The sequence below is a fragment of the Polaribacter butkevichii genome, assembly GCF_038024105.1.
Classification (GTDB): Bacteria; Bacteroidota; Bacteroidia; order Flavobacteriales; family Flavobacteriaceae; genus Polaribacter; species Polaribacter butkevichii.
Genome location: NZ_CP150661.1, coordinates 810,108 through 825,757 on the forward strand (window position 1 = coordinate 810,108; position 15,650 = coordinate 825,757).

Sequence of the window (15,650 nt, forward strand, 5' to 3'; positions counted from 1 at the left end):
TTTTAGTTGATTTTTCTTTTGGTTACTTTCTAATTTAAAAAATTTTGGCTTTTACCAAATCCAATAAAAAAAGTGGTGTAGATACAAAATTACGTCTCCACAAACGTTTGGGTTCTTTTAATAGTCTGGGCAACCATTCTAACCCTAATTTTATCCAAAATGGACTAGATCGTTTTACAGTGCCTGCATAAAAATCGAATACTGCACCAATACAAGTAATAACCTTTACATTAAGAAATGCTTTATTGGTATCTACCCATTTTTCTTGTTTTGGAGCCGTCATACCTACAAATAATATATCCGGATTAAATTTATTTACAGCTGCTATCATGTTCTCATTATCTTCTAGAGAAAAAGCAGGCTTATAAGGAGGAGAATAAGTATTTACAGTAATGGCAGGAAATTCTTTACGCACTCTCTCTCTAATTAAACCTAATGTATTTTCTGATGCTCCTAAATAAAAAACATTTAACTTTTTTGCCTGTGCCTTTTCTAATAAAAACTGATGTAAATCTGCACCTGCAATCTTTTTTATAGTTTTACCCTGAATTACTTTAGCCGCCAAAACAATTCCAGTTCCGTCTGGTAAAATCACATCACTTTCATTAAGAGCTTTACTAAAAAGGCTATCCTTTTTTGCTTCACAATAAGAATGAGGGTTTATAGTATTGATTATTTTTTTTGTGTTAAAAAGTGACAGCTCTTCTAAGTCTTTAGAATAGACCTTTACAATTACGTCTTTTAATTTTATCATACCTTCTTTTTCTTATCAATGGATTTTAAAATATTTAGCAAATTATTTTCAAATTGTTTTAAGGTGTAAGACTGCTCATATTTTTGTTTAGCAGCCATCCCCATACTATTTCTAAGAGCAGAATTACTTATTAACACTTCTAACTTTTCTGCCAAATCCTCTACATTTTTTTGTGTTACCAAAAAGCCATTTATACCATCTTCTATAATTTCTGGTATTGCTCCTTCTAAAGTAGCAACCATTGGCAAACCAAACTGAGAAGCCTCTAACAAGACTAAAGGGAAACAATCATTATATGAAGGCAAAACAAAAATATCCGAATTGTTAAAAATTATTGTTTTATCACTATTGTACTTTTTACCAAGATAAAACACCTGTTTTTCTAGTTGAAGTTCTTTTACCTTTTCTGTAAATATATCTTTTGATATATCTCCTTCTCCTCCAACAAAATTGCATGTAAAATCTACACTTTTAGTAGCTAATATTTTTAGAGCCTTTAGCAACACAATTACTCCTTTAGACTCAATAAGGTTAGATAAAAACAAAAGTTTGGGTATTTCGTTTTTTATTGATTTACTAACAATATCTTTTTCTATTGCAGGTATACCATTAGCACAATAATATACATCACTTTCATTAACATACTTTTTAATATCATAATACAAATACTTAGATAGTAGAATTACTTTTGTGTTTTTAAATACCTTTCGATACAAAAAATCATCAAACTTTTTATCTTGTTTAGTATGTACACCTTTGTTATGAAAATGAAGTACTAATGGAATTCTGAAACATTTTACTAAAAAAACAATTACAACATCTTTATAAAAACCAAAACCTTTTGCAGTAATTGCTAAATATATTAAGTCTGGTTTATAAACTAAAAGTTGTTTAAAAGACTGAAAAACAATAGACAAATACCTTAAAATTTTTCCGAATGGATTTTTACCTATTTCATCAATAGTTTTTGATGTACCTAAGTCTATATATTTGGTTTCAAAACGTGTATTAATTAAATTGCTTTCTTTTATAAACTGACCTACCATAGACGAACCATGCACTGGCGGTGGAAGATGTAAAAGGAATACTATTTTTTTAATCATTATTTATTTTCTTTTAAAAGACTTGTTGCTTTGGCATCATTTTATAACACAACAATAAAAGAAAGCACACCTTTAACCTCTGTAAATCTTTAAATTAAGTCTTAGCATGTTGTACAATATGCCAAAACTTTACTTTTAAAGTTAGCGTTCTGTTTTGTAACTTTAATTGCCTAAATAATGTATATAAAGGTTAAATTATAGCTTTAAAATAAAATTGTGTACTTCTTAAAACGTGGTTTTAAGAAACCTTAATTCTTGTTAATTTGTAGTAAAATGTTTTTGTAAATATTCTATAAAACTATTGGTAACTAATTTTTGTCCTTCAGGGTTTAAGTGTATTCTATCGTAAAACAAACTAGTATTAGAACTATATAAAACGTTATAATCCAAAAATATAACATTTTTAAACTTAGATTCAATACTTTTAAAATACGCAATCTCTAAGTTAAATTTTTCCATTTCGGCATTATTGTATCTAGATGTTGTAGGAACATATAACAATATTGTTTTAATGTTTTTTTCTGATATTTTTTTTATGGTGTTCTCAAATATTCTTCTGTTTTTAGAAGAAGAAACAATCCTTCTAAAATTACCTTTTTTAATATCAGAGTCTAAAGTAATTGTATCTACAGCACCAACTTTTAAATTATCCCAACTTTTTAAATACCCTCTAAAGCTACCGCTAACTAACCCTTCATTATATCTTGATGATTTTATTAAACGATGTTGCCAATAATCTTCTAACGAGGCATTTTTATAGACATAGTTCTTAATCGTATTTTCTCCCATAAAAGGATAAAACTGTTTGTACGAGTTCTTGCTTAAACCTTCGCCAGTAAACATCCAAGCATCAACAGCGTACACTATTAGTTTTAATTGTTGATTGCTTTTTAATAATTGATTAATCATTAAATCTCTTTCAACAATATTTACACCTTCTCTAGTGTATTTAGAAATATTTACATGAAGTTCTTTTTCCATTTTCACCTTATCAATGCCCAACATTAAATGAGAGTGACCAACAAGCGCAATTTTATTTTTATTATACAAACCATAATATTGATACAGTCCATTTAATAAAAAATAGTTAATTCCATTATCTAAAATTATAAGTAGTAATAGAAATAATAATCCTTTTTTTAAATACTCTTTTAGAGATTTATTACTACTATGCTTTTTAATCATAAATTTAAAATTGAAAATAAATAAAAGCATTTGATGACATGCCAAACAACGCAATTGTAATTAACAAGAAAGCATAAGACAGCCATTGAACAAACCATGGCAATTTTGTTTTAGAAAAATAAATTGGTACTATATTGTAAAATTGCAAAATTTGTACACTAACTAAAAGTAATATTAATAGTACAGAAAGAACAGTTGTTACAGATGATACACCCGTCCATAAATGTCCAGAAAAACTAGCAATTTTTGTAATAATTAAAAAAGCATCTGAAACAGAATTTGCTCTAAAAAAAATCCAAGCAAAACAAACTAGTGTAAAAACAATAACAATTTTAAAAAACTTATAGTACCCTTTTTCCATTAAATGCTTCCCCCCAGCAATCGTTAACATTTTTTTACCTATAAATTCTATCAGATAATAAAATGCATGTAACGCTCCCCAAATAACAAATGTAAAATTGGCTCCATGCCAAAGTCCACTTAATAAAAAAACCACCAAAATATTAAATACCCAACGCTTTATTGAAACACGGTTTCCTCCTAAAGGGATATAAACATAATCACTAAACCAAGTTGATAAGGAAATGTGCCAGCGTTTCCAAAACTCACCTATTGAATTAGATAAATAGGGTAAATTAAAATTCTGCATTAAACGAAACCCCAACATACGTGCGCTTCCAATTGCCATATCAGAATAACCACTAAAGTCACAATAAATTTGAAAAGTAAAAAATACAGTTGCTACTATTAATGTTGTACCAGAATGTGCTTCAGGGTTATTAAATACCGAGTCTGAATAAAGCGCTAATCTATCTGCAATTACTATTTTTTTAAATAGTCCCCAAATAAATAATTTACCACCTTCTACAAATCTTTTAACATCAAACTCGTGTTTTTCATAAAATTGTTGTAACAAGTTTGTAGAACGTTCTATGGGTCCTGCAACCAATTGCGGAAAAAAAGCAACATAGGTTGTAAACCTAATTAAACTCGTTTCTACTCCCACTCTTTTTCTATAAATGTCTATAGAATAACTTAATGCCTGAAAAGTAAAAAAAGAAATACCCACAGGTAGAATTACATTTAAAACATATTTATTACTATTTACCCCAAAATAATAAGCCAAATTAGAAAACGAATCGATAAAAAAATTGGCATATTTAAAATAAAACAAAGGTAATAATGAAAATACCAATGCTATTGTAAACCATTTCTTTTTTGCTTTTTTAGTAGAAGCGTAAAATATTTTCTTGCCACAAAAAAAATTCAAAATACTTACCCCAAACATTAACAACGCAAATTTCCAACTCCAAACTGAATAAAAAAGATAAGAAGCAATAAACAGAAAATGTATTCGCCATTTATGTTTTATTGAAAAGTAAATAACTAATACCCCTAAAAAAAAGAAGATATACTGCCAGGAATTAAAGAGCATAATTTAATTATAGTTTTATTTTCTTAGTGTACTAAAGAGAATATTAAATATTTTGTAATAATTCTTGCATTTTTTGATTAAAAGTAAATGGCATTTTACTTTCTCTTAATGCAGTAATATTGCTGTTTATAGGCTCTGTGTTTTCAAAAGCTTTGTTTAATTTGGTTGATAAATCATTTTCTTTTTTAGGATTAAACAACAATCCGTTTTTATCATTTATTAATGAAGATGCACCTGCTAAATTAGAACACAAAACGGTACAACCACCAACTAGGGCCTCATTAACAACTGCCCCAAAAGGCTCGTAAGTACTGGGTAAAACAAATAATTGAGAAAAAATATACCAGTTATATAACTCTACACCTTCTTTTCTACCAATAAATAATACTTTGTCTAAAATGTTTAATTCTTCTGCAAGTTGTTCTAATTTTTCTTGCAACGGTCCTTCACCAACAATTACCAGTTTTTTATCTTTTCCTTTTATATTAGAAAAGCATTTTATTAAAAAAAACAAATTTTTAACCTCAACTAACCTCCCTACATAAAGCAATATTTTTTTCTCTTTTAATTGATATGTATCTATATTAAGATTTGCTTGATTTATGGCTTTTAAATATTTTACTCTTAATGATTTTTCTGAATGAATAACCGGAAAATTAAGTGTTGTAGTTTTACTACTAATATTGTTTTTATACCATGTAGAAACTTCTTTACTTGTAAATACAACTCCATTAATGTTTTTAGAAATAAAATTTCTAAAAAACAATCTCAACCCTTTTCTGTCTTTAGAGTTAGTTATACTGTCATCACTTAAAGTATAAATTTTAATTTTTGGATTATATATTTTACAATATAGAAATGCTAATAATGTAATTTGACTATATTCAGAACAAAAAATAATATCCGGACTTTCTTTTTTTATGATTGAAAAAATACCTGTTCTTATTGATCTTCCTAAAATTTCAAAACCATTAGAAATATAATTACATTTAAAATTACAAAGCGATTTTAAATTTTCTTGATCAAATTTTTGATCACTAACATTTTTTAAACTAAAATAAAATGATGTAGAATAAAAATCGTTTAAAGAGTTAAAAAAATCCACTCTATAAGGCGCTAAAGCAGGATGAAAAATTAATGCTTTCATTAAATTATTTGTTAATCTTTAAAACTCTATGTAAAATTTTATTAGGAATCACTGTTAGGCATAAATAAACATATACCATTTTATTAAATGGATTATAATATATAGCCTCTAAAGCTGCTTTTACCGATTTAGATCTTAAACCTAATCTTAAGTAAATAGAAGCTCTCATTTTTTTCCAAGAAGAAATATAATTTTTCAAACAAATTATATTCTTGTTTTTTTTATATAAACTACTTAGCTCCTTACCTACAACATCTATATTTTCTGGAATTCTATTAGGTTTATCATCATATGTATGGGCGCTATCTTGTACAAAAACAGCTAATGGATTTAAATTATAAGCAATCTTATTTTTAACTGCCAATTTTGCCCATGTTAATAAATCTTCACCAGATTTTATACCTAAAGGAAAACCATCAATATCTTGTAAAGCCCTTTTTTTTATCACAATTGCAGAAGACCACAGTGGTGGGTGTGAACAGCAGGCAACTTCAAAATAATTTATTAAAATTCCGGCATCTTCCTTAAACGGAATTTTATTTAATTTTAGAGGCGTTTTATTCCCTTTATAATCTTGCATTTCATAAGCTGTTGCCAAAACATTGCAATAAGGAAATTGTGTTGCCAAAGCTTTAATTTCTTTTAAATAATTTATATTCCATATATCATCTGCATCTAACAATGCAATCCATTCATGTTTAGCCTCTTCAATTCCTTTATTACGAGCAGCAGCAACACCTGCATTTTTTTGATCTATTAACCTCACCAAAGAATGGTTAAATTGAGTTACAATAGCATCAGAACCATCTGTAGAACCATCATTAACAACCACTATTTCTTCAGGAAGAATCGTTTGGTTTAAAACTGTTTGAATAGTAGTAATAATGCTATCTTTTTTATTATATAGAGGAATAACTACACTTATTTTCATAGTAGAATTACTTTCTTTTAGATTTCATTACCAATGCAAAACCCAAAAAGGCATAAGGATAACTTAAGGTAATTAATGAATAATTGATAACATTATCTGTAAACGCAGTTGCCATAATACCACACAAAGAAGTACCTGCAATAAAAGCAGCTTGTCTTGCTAATACATTATTTTTTTTATCATTATAAATTATAAAAGCATGCCAAACAAAACTTATAATTATAAGCGTATATAAAAACAATCCTATTTGGCCTGTATCACAAATAATTTGTAGATAATCGTTATGAGCTATTTTTATAATTCCGAAAGGATGGTTGCCAGAATAAAAACGAGCCTGCATTTGGCCTATACCAGCTCCCATAAGCTCATTTCCTTCATAAAAAGTATTTAAACTCCATTCCCACATAGCAAAACGTCCATTACTATCAATACTATCTGGCGATAAATTACTACTCATATTAATAACCTCTTCTGCACTATTAAAAGTGTGCCTAAACATTTTATTTCTTACCGTAGGCACAAATAAAATAGAAGCTATAAAACTGGCAACTATTAATACAAACACAGGTAAAGCCTTTAATTTATACTTAAAAAAAGATACTGCTAAAAAAAAGACACCTATACCAATTAACCCTGTTCTTACACTCTCTACTATTGGAATACTAATAAAAAGTAGTATTGCAAATAGTATCTGTTTTTTTTTTGAAAACTTATACAACAATAAACCAGAAGCTATAAAAAAAGGATTTACATCTATCACCGCAGGTTGCCACCACAAAATAGGATTGTATATAGCATAGATTGGTAAAATTTTCATTAATACTATGCAGCTATTTATTATAACACCAGCTATAAAACTAACTTTTAGCGCTTTTATAAAAAATATGTCTGTAATTTTTACAGAGGAAACCACTAATACTACTAAAAAAGGAAATAAATATTTTGCTAATACACGAAAACCATATCCTTTTTCTGAGGTTAAAACCAATGAAAACAATAACCAACACAAATACAAGGCATAAATTTTTAGCATTGGCGATGTAAACATTTGAATACCATACCTAAATAATATGCCTATCAACAACCCCATCCAAACTAATAATAGTAACGCAGAAAAAGCACCTGCCTGTACAATAGCTGTTGCCAATAATAATAAAATAAAACGTTGTTGAGCGTTTACCTTAAATTTTATTCTTTTATTCCAAGTAGTACTTACAGCATACGTTTTACCCATAAAGGCATATTCAAAACCATAAATAATTATAAGCAAAAATGCCAATAAACTTAATCCTATAGCCATTTAAATTTGTAGATATAAAAACTGTTTTAAAGAAAGCAATAACACCATATAATAAATTATAGAAATATTGTTAAGTAATAAAATATTCATATAATATCTTTAAATAATTCTGTCCATTTTATCATGATTTTATCAATATGGAATCGTTTTACATTTTTGGATGCATTTTGCCCCATCAACAATCTTTCTTTATTATTAACCATTAAATATTCTAAGTTTTTAGCAAAAAAATCTATGTTAAAATCGCTTACTAAATAACCATCTTTCTTATGAGAAATAATTTCTGAAGGACCACATTCACAATCAAAAGCAACACATGGTAAACCACATTCCATTGCCTCTGTTAATACCAACCCAAAACCTTCGTATCTTGATGAAAAAGCCAGTATAGAACTATTTAATAATGCTTCTTTTATTTTTTTTGATGGTGATTTTAATAAAATTACTTTTTGTAAATGATAACGATTTATTAGGTCTAATAAATAGTCTTTATCTTGTCCTTCTCCATAAATTGTTAATTTCCAATCTGGATTGTTTTTTGTAATTAAACGAAATGCATTAATCAATAAATCAAAACCTTTTTGAGCTATAAATCTACCAATGGCTATAATTTCTTTTTGCTGCCCATCAGACTTTTTATCAGAAGAAAAAGACAAAGGATTAGAAATTACCAAACTATTGGATGGTTTTTGCCAAAGTGACTGATCTTTTTCTGTTAACAACACAAACTTATCAAATTTTAAAACGACTCTTTGTTGTTTATACTGAAGATAACGAGCATATAATTTTCTAAATTTTCTAAAGGATAAATTTGGAATATTATCCATTAAATGGGTTAAATAATTTTTAGAAAAATGAAATTCTAGTATCTTTTTACTTCCATCCTTAATGGTATGTAAAAACTCATACTCATCACCAAACAGACTTATGGTAATGTCTGGTTTTAATTGTAATAACTTTTTTGTCAATTCTTTTTTAAACCTATTCTTATCTGTTTTAAATAATAAATTTAAAATTTTGTTATTAGTTGGTGTTAAGTTTAAACTATCAACAGTTACATTTTTATTTAACTCAAAAAAACACCCATCTTTATTAGCTCTTCTAGATATTATGGTTACATCAAACTCTTTTTTAGATGCAAGCCAATTTGCTTTAGAAGTAAGAACACGCTCCATACCTCCAGAATTTTCTAATGAATCAATTATATATACAATTTTCATCACACTAATTAATATCAAGGTATTTATTGTAAATAGAAATATATTTTAATGCGGTATCTGTCCAATTAAATTTTGATGCTTGTAAAAAACCTTGTTCTTTAATTTTATCTAAATCAAAATTCTTATTTTCAAATTGTTCTAGTTTTTCAAAAATGTCCTCTGTTTCTGAATACTTTAAATACAAAGCAGCATTACCTCCTACTTCTTTTAAAGAGCTATTATTGCAGGTAACTACAGCACAACCACACGCCATAGCTTCTAAAACAGGTAAACCAAACCCTTCATAAGAAGAAGGAAACACCAAAGCTGTTGCACCGTTATAAACTAAACACAACTCGGTATCTGTAATATTAGAAATAAAATGAATTCTTTCTTTACATTTAGATTTGTCTATCATTTCTAAGACAAAATCAGGTGGATTACCCCAAAGTAATACTAAATCATTTATAGGTAATTGCTTAGACAATTGTATATATGCTTCTACTAATTTATGGGTATTTTTACGTTCTGCATTACAAGAAACACTTAAAAAGTAAGGCGATTCTGTTTTAACTACAGCCTTAATTCTTTTTTGTAATAATTCATTATTTGGTAATTTGTAAAATACATTGTGCTTTACTCCCCAATAAACAACATCAATTTTAGATGGTGCTATCTGCATTGTTTCAATAATATCTTTTTTAGAAGCTTTAGAACAGGTTATAATACCTTTGCATTGCTGCATTAATGGAGGCACGTCTTGAACCATTTGGTTATGATTATATGCTTTTTCTTGTATTCTCATAAATAAGGCATCATGTAAAGTAATAATAGCCTTTTCTGGTTTATAAATATGAGCAAAATTATGCGGTATATGCATTAAATCATATTTAGAAAAACTTTCTTTTATAGGCAATTTTGCCATTATTTTATTTATAGATTCTCTATGTGGCAAGTACAAATGCTTCGTTTTATAGAAATCTACAAAATGTTTTGCTCCTACCCCCTTCATGTTTTGAGAATATAAAATAATTTGAAAAGGCAATTGTTCTATCATTTTAGAAAACGAATCTATTAACTCTAAGGTAGTTCTACCAACTCCTGTTGTTTTACCTGTTAATAAATAAGGTACTACAGAATTAATATCTATTAAAATCTTTTTCATAATCGTTTATAAGCCATAAACAAATGGTACAACTTTTTTTAAAATTGTGTTTAATATAATTGCTAAGGTTAACGTAATAAAAGCACCCATTAAATTGTTTAAAAAGATATCTTTTGATATTATTAAATTTACTAATGGACGAGAAAACTCAAATAACGCTAAATGAATAGCAAAAATGCCTAGAGAATTTTTTCCTATATAAGCCCAAAATTTAGATAAAAAGACTGTTTTATTTATTAAGTTAGATAAAATCCATAATGCGTAAATACCCATAATAGCAGAAGTTATATAAATAAAAAAGGGCGTCTTAAATGTATTAGAATTGATATCTATTCCTTTAAAAAAACTATTAATAAAATATAATAGACTACTAATTAAAAAAAAAGAACAAACTTTTAAATAATTATTTTTTGGCAACCATTTCGTTTTTAAAACATTAAAAAAATCATGTCCGATTGCATAAAATATTAACATAGAAAATGATGAAAAAATATGAAAATAGTTATAATAAAACGGTAAATTCATTTGACTAATAAAATAACTAAGCCAACTAAGTATAAATACAACAAACATTCTTAACCAAATTGTATTTATTTTTTTTAGTACCAAAAAGTAAATAATTAAAATCTCAAAGAGCGATATAAAAAACCATAACGGAATAGAAATAGCGTCTTTATACGGTATTATTTTATAAATTATATTAAACTCAAAATTATCTACTCCCGTAAAACAAAAAGCCCAAGCCAAATAAAAAAAGTAATGAAATAAAGAGAAAAATACAAATGGTAATAACAACCTTTTACCTTTTGATTTAAGTAAAGTTACAATTCCATTATCTTGTTTATGAAATATGCCTGCTAACATAAAAAACAAAGGCATGTGAAAACTATAAATTAATTTACCAACACCTAACTTTTCATTCGCTAAATTATGACCTAAAATAACTAAAAAAACACCTAATCCTTTAGCTATATCAATATTAATATCTCTCTTAGCCAATGCTTTACCTCTTTACCAAAGGTTTATAAATTTTAACCAAATCTTTTACGTGATTGTTTATTGAATTTACATTTACACCTGTATTTTTTTTTAATTTTATTAATAAATCCGGACATTCTAATATTTCTTTCATTTTCTCCTTTAGAGCATTAACATCATTTGGGGGTATTAATAAACCATTTTCTTTATGTTTAATTTGCATTTCTGCCCCTCCACATTTTGTTGCTATAACAGGTTTTCCCATTGATAAAGATTCTGCTATAGTAAGACCAAATACCTCTAAAAAAAATGCAGGATGAATCATAATATCAAACATTTTTATTTTTTCATTAACCTTTTCTGGAGGTACTTTGCCGTACCAAAAAATATTAACGTGATTTTTATATTTTTTTTTCAAAAATCTATAATACTTTTCTTCTTTACTATTTCCTGTTCCTCCAATAATATGAATCTCTGCTGGTACTTTTAAATCACTAAAAGCCTCTAACATAATATGCACTCCCTTTTCTTTACAAATTCTCCCTACATAAAAGAATTTTACACGTTTATTTTTTTTAGAAGCTTCTATATTCTCTTCTAAAATAGCGCTGTTGTCGTTTATATTAATTGGTATTCCATGTGGAATAACTTTTATTTTATTTTTAGAAGCTCCATTGCGTAACATAGCATCTTTAATTGCAATTGATGGAGCTATTAATAAACTTGCATTAATATATATATTTTTCCATTCCCTTTTTTTATTCTCAATAGAAAGCGTAGTTGTACCAATAGGCGTAATAAAATAAATAAAAGGTATTTTTTTTAACCACTTACCAATAGCTAACCTTAGTTTAAAAGGAATTATTTTTTGTATAGAAAAAGTAAAGGTTCCTCCTTTTACATTTCTTAAAACACAAGGTAAACAGTTGCTATCTGATGCCTTAACATTACATATTTTATCTTTAGAATTTAATAATGCTCCTGCAGGACAAATTAAACCACCATGATGTGCTGTAACAATACAAGGAATTCTTAATGCTTTACATGCCAAAGAAAAAGGTTCTTTAAAACCATGGATATGTACAATAGATGGATTAATTTTTGTTATAAGTTTTTTTAACCCCATTAAACCATCTTCCAACATTTTGTCTGTAAAAGTATATACTGGTTGCTCTTGATAGTAACTTACTACTTTTGCATCAGTACCAGGTGTTGCAATAGATACATCTAAATTTTGTGCAATCATTTCATTAACAATATTCTTTACATAAACTTGACCACCACCATAATTAGAGTGAAAATAGGATGCCGTAACTATTAATATTTTTAAGGATGCTTTATCTTTCATCTGCCTTTTGATTCTTTATTATTTTAGCAGGAACACCAACAATAGTTATATTCGATTGCGAAAAAGATTTTGTTACAACTGTATTTGCACCAATTGCAACATCATTACCTATTATTATATTACCAAATAATTTTACACCCGGACCAATATATACATTATCTCCAAGGGTAGGAACGCCACCATTATTAACACCAATATTAACCCCAGTTTGTATTACACAATTAGCTCCTATTTTTACAAAAGGATGAATTACTATTGTTCCGTAATGTGGTATTCTTACACCTGGTCCAAAAACATTTGGTGGTATAGAAAAACCTAATTTATAGCTAAGTTTTTTGTATTTAACTAAATAATACTTTCTTTTTATTCTAGATAATATATCCTTTTTATTTGCATTTAAATAATACTCATAATGTCTTAAATACTTAATAAATAACCATAACAAATTAGGAGTAAATATTGTTAAAAACCTTTCGTAACCACTTAAAGTAACAATATCATTAGCTTTAGCATCTTGGTTAAGAAAGTATTTAAGATTAGCCTTATTTTTAAGCATTCTTCTTTTTAATATTTAATAATTCTTTTATTTCATTAATTATTAGAATAAAATCATTCTTCATAAATAAAAAATAAAAAGCTAAAAACACACCTAAAAAAGTAGTTGTAAATATTATAAGATCTAACAGCAAAATTTGCAAGTAAAAACAACTCTTAAGCGTAAGAACAATTGCTAACGAAATTAAATAAATGGCTATGTTTTTAATAGAAATAAAATAGAGTTGGTTTTTAAAATTTATTTTATTTGAAATTATAATTAAACCTGTAATAAAAACAAGAATCTGAGCACAAACAAAACCTATTAAATAACTATTTAAGTTTGCATAAAATAAGAAACCAAAATTTGCAAAAAACAACACTTTATTAAATATGTTAATCTTTAGATACAAACCAGATAATCCTTTGCTTAATAAAATATTATAAAACAAATTAAAAATCTGTGGAGCAAAAGCTCCAAATATAATTATTTGAAATAGTACAACAGAAGGTTCCCATTTTGCTGAAAACAACAGTACAATAATTTCATGTGCTCCCACCAATAGTAAACCACAGGCTAAAAAAGATATAAATGATATAAGTTTAAAAAGTTTTAAAACAGTAGTTTTATAAAAAATTGGTTCATTTTTAATTGAACTTAAACTAGGTAACAATATATTAGACAAAGTAGTTGCTGTATATCTAAATGAAAAATTTTCTAAAGACTTTGACCTATAATAATAACCTAAAGTTACAGGATTTAAAATTTTTCCTATTATCAAAGAATCTAAATTGATAAAAATTGTATCTAGAATTCCTGTTAAAAAAATTTTTGAACTAAAACCCCATAATTCTTTTACTGCTGTAATACTAAAAACTAATTTAAATCTAAATTTACTTAAAAAATAAATTAAAGTATTATTAAGTATTTCAGAAATTAATATTTGTGTAACTAAACTCCATATACCAAAACCATTATAAGCCATAAATACTGCAATAAAACCACTAATAAAAGCAGATATAAGACTTGTAATAGACATTAATTTAAAATTCATTGCTCTTCTTAAATAAGCTCTTGTTACATTACCAAAAGAATTTATTACAAAACTTAAAGACATAACTTTAATTAAGTCTGTTAATACCTCTTTCTCATAAAAGTTTGCAACAAAAGGAGCCGCCAAAAAAACGAGTCCTCCTAAAAAAAAACCCATAATTACATTCATAAAAAAAACTGAAGCATAATGTTCTTCAGTTACCTTACTTCGTTGTACCAACGCTGTGCTAAATCCAAAATCTAAAAACACATTTGCTAGATTTATAAAAACTGTAATTATAGCTAACAATCCAAAATCTTCTGGCAATAAAATTCTTGCCAAAATAATTGAAACAAAAAAGCCAACACCTTGTAATCCTAACTTACCAACAAAATCCCAAATAAGACCTGTTAAACTTTTTTTCTTTAAACTCGTCATTCTTTTTTTTAGTACTTTTTACTATAAAGTTTAAATACATTTATGTAGAAGTACTTTTATCTTTTCTTTTAAAAAGACTTAATAATATCAATTAGACCAATAAAAAAATAAACTTATTTTTATCTTTAATATAAGAAAAAAATAGATAAATTCTGTCCTCTTTACTAATTTCTGTAATTAGTAAATTCAGTAAAAATCTAGACATAACTTTTTTTACTTAAAACAATTCTCTTTAAGTAAACATTACAAATTGTACTACAGCAATTAGAGCAACCCCAATAGTAAAAACTAATACAACTCTTAACGTTTTTTTAAATAAATTCATAACAATATGTTTTATTAAATAAAAAATATTTTCTTTATAACAAACATAAACTAAACTGTTTGCAAGCACTTTAAAGGCAACGTTACTTCTACACAACTACCTAAAGTTTCCATCACAATAATTACCTTATTTTTACCTGCTTTATCTTGGTAAACCCCATATAAACCTTTAAAAGGGCCTTCTGTAACCGTAACTTTTGCCCCTTTAACAACATGAACGGGGGTAGAACGGATAGTTGTTTTAAAATGACTGTTTGTAGACAATATTCTTAAATTTTCAATTTCAGAATCTTTAACAATCGCATAATTTCCTAAATATTTTAAAATATTAATAACCCCAGGTATTGAATAGATCTGTCCCAAATTTTTACAGGTTGATTTTACAAATACATAAGAATTTATTAATGGTACTTTCATTCTTTTTTTCCGGTCACTCCATTTTTTTTCTACCGTTTGTAACGGTAAAAAAGTATCAAATCCAGCAGCAGAAAGTCTTTCCTCTACTTTTTTTTCAGTTTTAGGTCTTGTATAAACAGCAAACCACTTTACTTCTTCTTTTCTTTTTTTTGATGTATTCACGCTATTTTATTCTTATTATCTCCATTAATATAATTCTATTAAATACTAGTGAAACAGGTACTTAGAAGTTATTTAGGGGGGAAATTTGTATATACGAATACATCCTTCAATTAGGAGTATATACAATAGTATAAAATTGGGGTATTTATCTGGGGGTATTTTATGGCTTCGCCATCGAAAATCACACTTAAAGTAG

The 15,650-nt window shown here is 26.9% G+C and carries 14 protein-coding genes; all 14 read right to left on the reverse strand.

Going from position 1 to position 15,650, the window contains the following annotated elements; translation table 11 throughout:
- Positions 1 to 34 precede the first annotated feature (34 nt).
- The 14 genes from WG951_RS03095 to WG951_RS03160 all read right to left on the reverse strand — a co-directional run bounded on the left by WG951_RS03095 (position 35) and on the right by WG951_RS03160 (position 15,454).
- A complete protein-coding gene (locus WG951_RS03095) occupies positions 35 to 754 on the reverse strand; it encodes a WecB/TagA/CpsF family glycosyltransferase (protein WP_105048744.1) in 720 nt (239 codons plus the stop codon).
- Positions 751 to 1,857: a glycosyltransferase family 4 protein gene (locus WG951_RS03100; RefSeq protein WP_245893496.1), complete on the reverse strand. Its 1,107-nt coding sequence runs from the start codon at positions 1,855 to 1,857 to the stop codon at positions 751 to 753. The genes WG951_RS03095 and WG951_RS03100 overlap by 4 nt, the downstream gene beginning before the upstream one ends.
- Before the next feature lie 258 nt (positions 1,858 to 2,115).
- Positions 2,116 to 3,042: a hypothetical protein gene (locus tag WG951_RS03105; protein WP_146105260.1), complete on the reverse strand. Its 927-nt coding sequence runs from the start codon at positions 3,040 to 3,042 to the stop codon at positions 2,116 to 2,118.
- A 4-nt stretch (positions 3,043 to 3,046) separates the two neighbouring features.
- The gene (locus tag WG951_RS03110) at positions 3,047 to 4,312 is read right to left on the reverse strand and encodes an MBOAT family O-acyltransferase (protein WP_245893497.1); all 1,266 of its coding nucleotides are present in this window, start codon (positions 4,310 to 4,312) and stop codon (positions 3,047 to 3,049) included.
- A gap of 208 nt (positions 4,313 to 4,520) precedes the next feature.
- Complete coding sequence (locus WG951_RS03115) at positions 4,521 to 5,624, reverse strand: glycosyltransferase (RefSeq protein WP_340915403.1); 1,104 nt, start codon at positions 5,622 to 5,624, stop codon at positions 4,521 to 4,523.
- A gap of 4 nt (positions 5,625 to 5,628) precedes the next feature.
- Complete coding sequence (locus WG951_RS03120; RefSeq protein ID WP_105048748.1) at positions 5,629 to 6,555, reverse strand: glycosyltransferase family 2 protein; 927 nt, start codon at positions 6,553 to 6,555, stop codon at positions 5,629 to 5,631.
- A gap of 7 nt (positions 6,556 to 6,562) precedes the next feature.
- Positions 6,563 to 7,855: an O-antigen ligase family protein gene (locus tag WG951_RS03125; RefSeq protein WP_105048749.1), complete on the reverse strand. Its 1,293-nt coding sequence runs from the start codon at positions 7,853 to 7,855 to the stop codon at positions 6,563 to 6,565.
- An 86-nt stretch (positions 7,856 to 7,941) separates the two neighbouring features.
- Positions 7,942 to 9,075: a glycosyltransferase family 4 protein gene (locus WG951_RS03130; protein WP_105048750.1), complete on the reverse strand. Its 1,134-nt coding sequence runs from the start codon at positions 9,073 to 9,075 to the stop codon at positions 7,942 to 7,944.
- A 4-nt stretch (positions 9,076 to 9,079) separates the two neighbouring features.
- On the reverse strand, positions 9,080 to 10,219 hold the full coding sequence (locus WG951_RS03135; RefSeq protein ID WP_105048751.1) for a glycosyltransferase family 4 protein: 1,140 nt from the start codon (positions 10,217 to 10,219) through the stop codon (positions 9,080 to 9,082).
- 6 nt (positions 10,220 to 10,225) lie between these two features.
- On the reverse strand, positions 10,226 to 11,218 hold the full coding sequence (locus WG951_RS03140; protein WP_105048752.1) for an acyltransferase family protein: 993 nt from the start codon (positions 11,216 to 11,218) through the stop codon (positions 10,226 to 10,228).
- Positions 11,219 to 11,222: 4 nt separating this feature from the next.
- Positions 11,223 to 12,545: a glycosyltransferase family 4 protein gene (locus WG951_RS03145; RefSeq protein WP_105048753.1), complete on the reverse strand. Its 1,323-nt coding sequence runs from the start codon at positions 12,543 to 12,545 to the stop codon at positions 11,223 to 11,225.
- Positions 12,535 to 13,101, reverse strand: coding sequence for a serine O-acetyltransferase (locus WG951_RS03150; protein ID WP_105048754.1), 567 nt, complete (start codon positions 13,099 to 13,101; stop codon positions 12,535 to 12,537). Before WG951_RS03150 ends, WG951_RS03145 begins: the two co-directional genes overlap by 11 nt.
- On the reverse strand, positions 13,094 to 14,551 hold the full coding sequence (locus tag WG951_RS03155) for a lipopolysaccharide biosynthesis protein (RefSeq protein WP_105048755.1): 1,458 nt from the start codon (positions 14,549 to 14,551) through the stop codon (positions 13,094 to 13,096). The genes WG951_RS03150 and WG951_RS03155 overlap by 8 nt, the downstream gene beginning before the upstream one ends.
- A 375-nt stretch (positions 14,552 to 14,926) precedes the next feature.
- Complete coding sequence (locus WG951_RS03160; RefSeq protein WP_105048756.1) at positions 14,927 to 15,454, reverse strand: UpxY family transcription antiterminator; 528 nt, start codon at positions 15,452 to 15,454, stop codon at positions 14,927 to 14,929.
- Positions 15,455 to 15,650 lie beyond the last annotated feature (196 nt).

What these genes read in the sequence shown, in the direction of transcription:
- WG951_RS03155 (WP_105048755.1), bottom strand. Translation starts at nt 14,551, where the DNA reads ATGACGAGTTTAAAGAAAAAAAGTTTAACAGGTCTTATTTGGGATTTT.
- WG951_RS03100 (WP_245893496.1), bottom strand. Translation starts at nt 1,857, where the DNA reads ATGATTAAAAAAATAGTATTCCTTTTACATCTTCCACCGCCAGTGCAT.
- WG951_RS03120 (WP_105048748.1), bottom strand. Translation starts at nt 6,555, where the DNA reads ATGAAAATAAGTGTAGTTATTCCTCTATATAATAAAAAAGATAGCATT.
- WG951_RS03150 (WP_105048754.1), bottom strand. Translation starts at nt 13,101, where the DNA reads ATGCTTAAAAATAAGGCTAATCTTAAATACTTTCTTAACCAAGATGCT.
- WG951_RS03095 (WP_105048744.1), bottom strand. Translation starts at nt 754, where the DNA reads ATGATAAAATTAAAAGACGTAATTGTAAAGGTCTATTCTAAAGACTTA.
- WG951_RS03125 (WP_105048749.1), bottom strand. Translation starts at nt 7,855, where the DNA reads ATGGCTATAGGATTAAGTTTATTGGCATTTTTGCTTATAATTATTTAT.
- WG951_RS03115 (WP_340915403.1), bottom strand. Translation starts at nt 5,624, where the DNA reads ATGAAAGCATTAATTTTTCATCCTGCTTTAGCGCCTTATAGAGTGGAT.
- WG951_RS03130 (WP_105048750.1), bottom strand. Translation starts at nt 9,075, where the DNA reads ATGAAAATTGTATATATAATTGATTCATTAGAAAATTCTGGAGGTATG.
- WG951_RS03105 (WP_146105260.1), bottom strand. Translation starts at nt 3,042, where the DNA reads ATGATTAAAAAGCATAGTAGTAATAAATCTCTAAAAGAGTATTTAAAA.
- WG951_RS03135 (WP_105048751.1), bottom strand. Translation starts at nt 10,219, where the DNA reads ATGAAAAAGATTTTAATAGATATTAATTCTGTAGTACCTTATTTATTA.
- WG951_RS03145 (WP_105048753.1), bottom strand. Translation starts at nt 12,545, where the DNA reads ATGAAAGATAAAGCATCCTTAAAAATATTAATAGTTACGGCATCCTAT.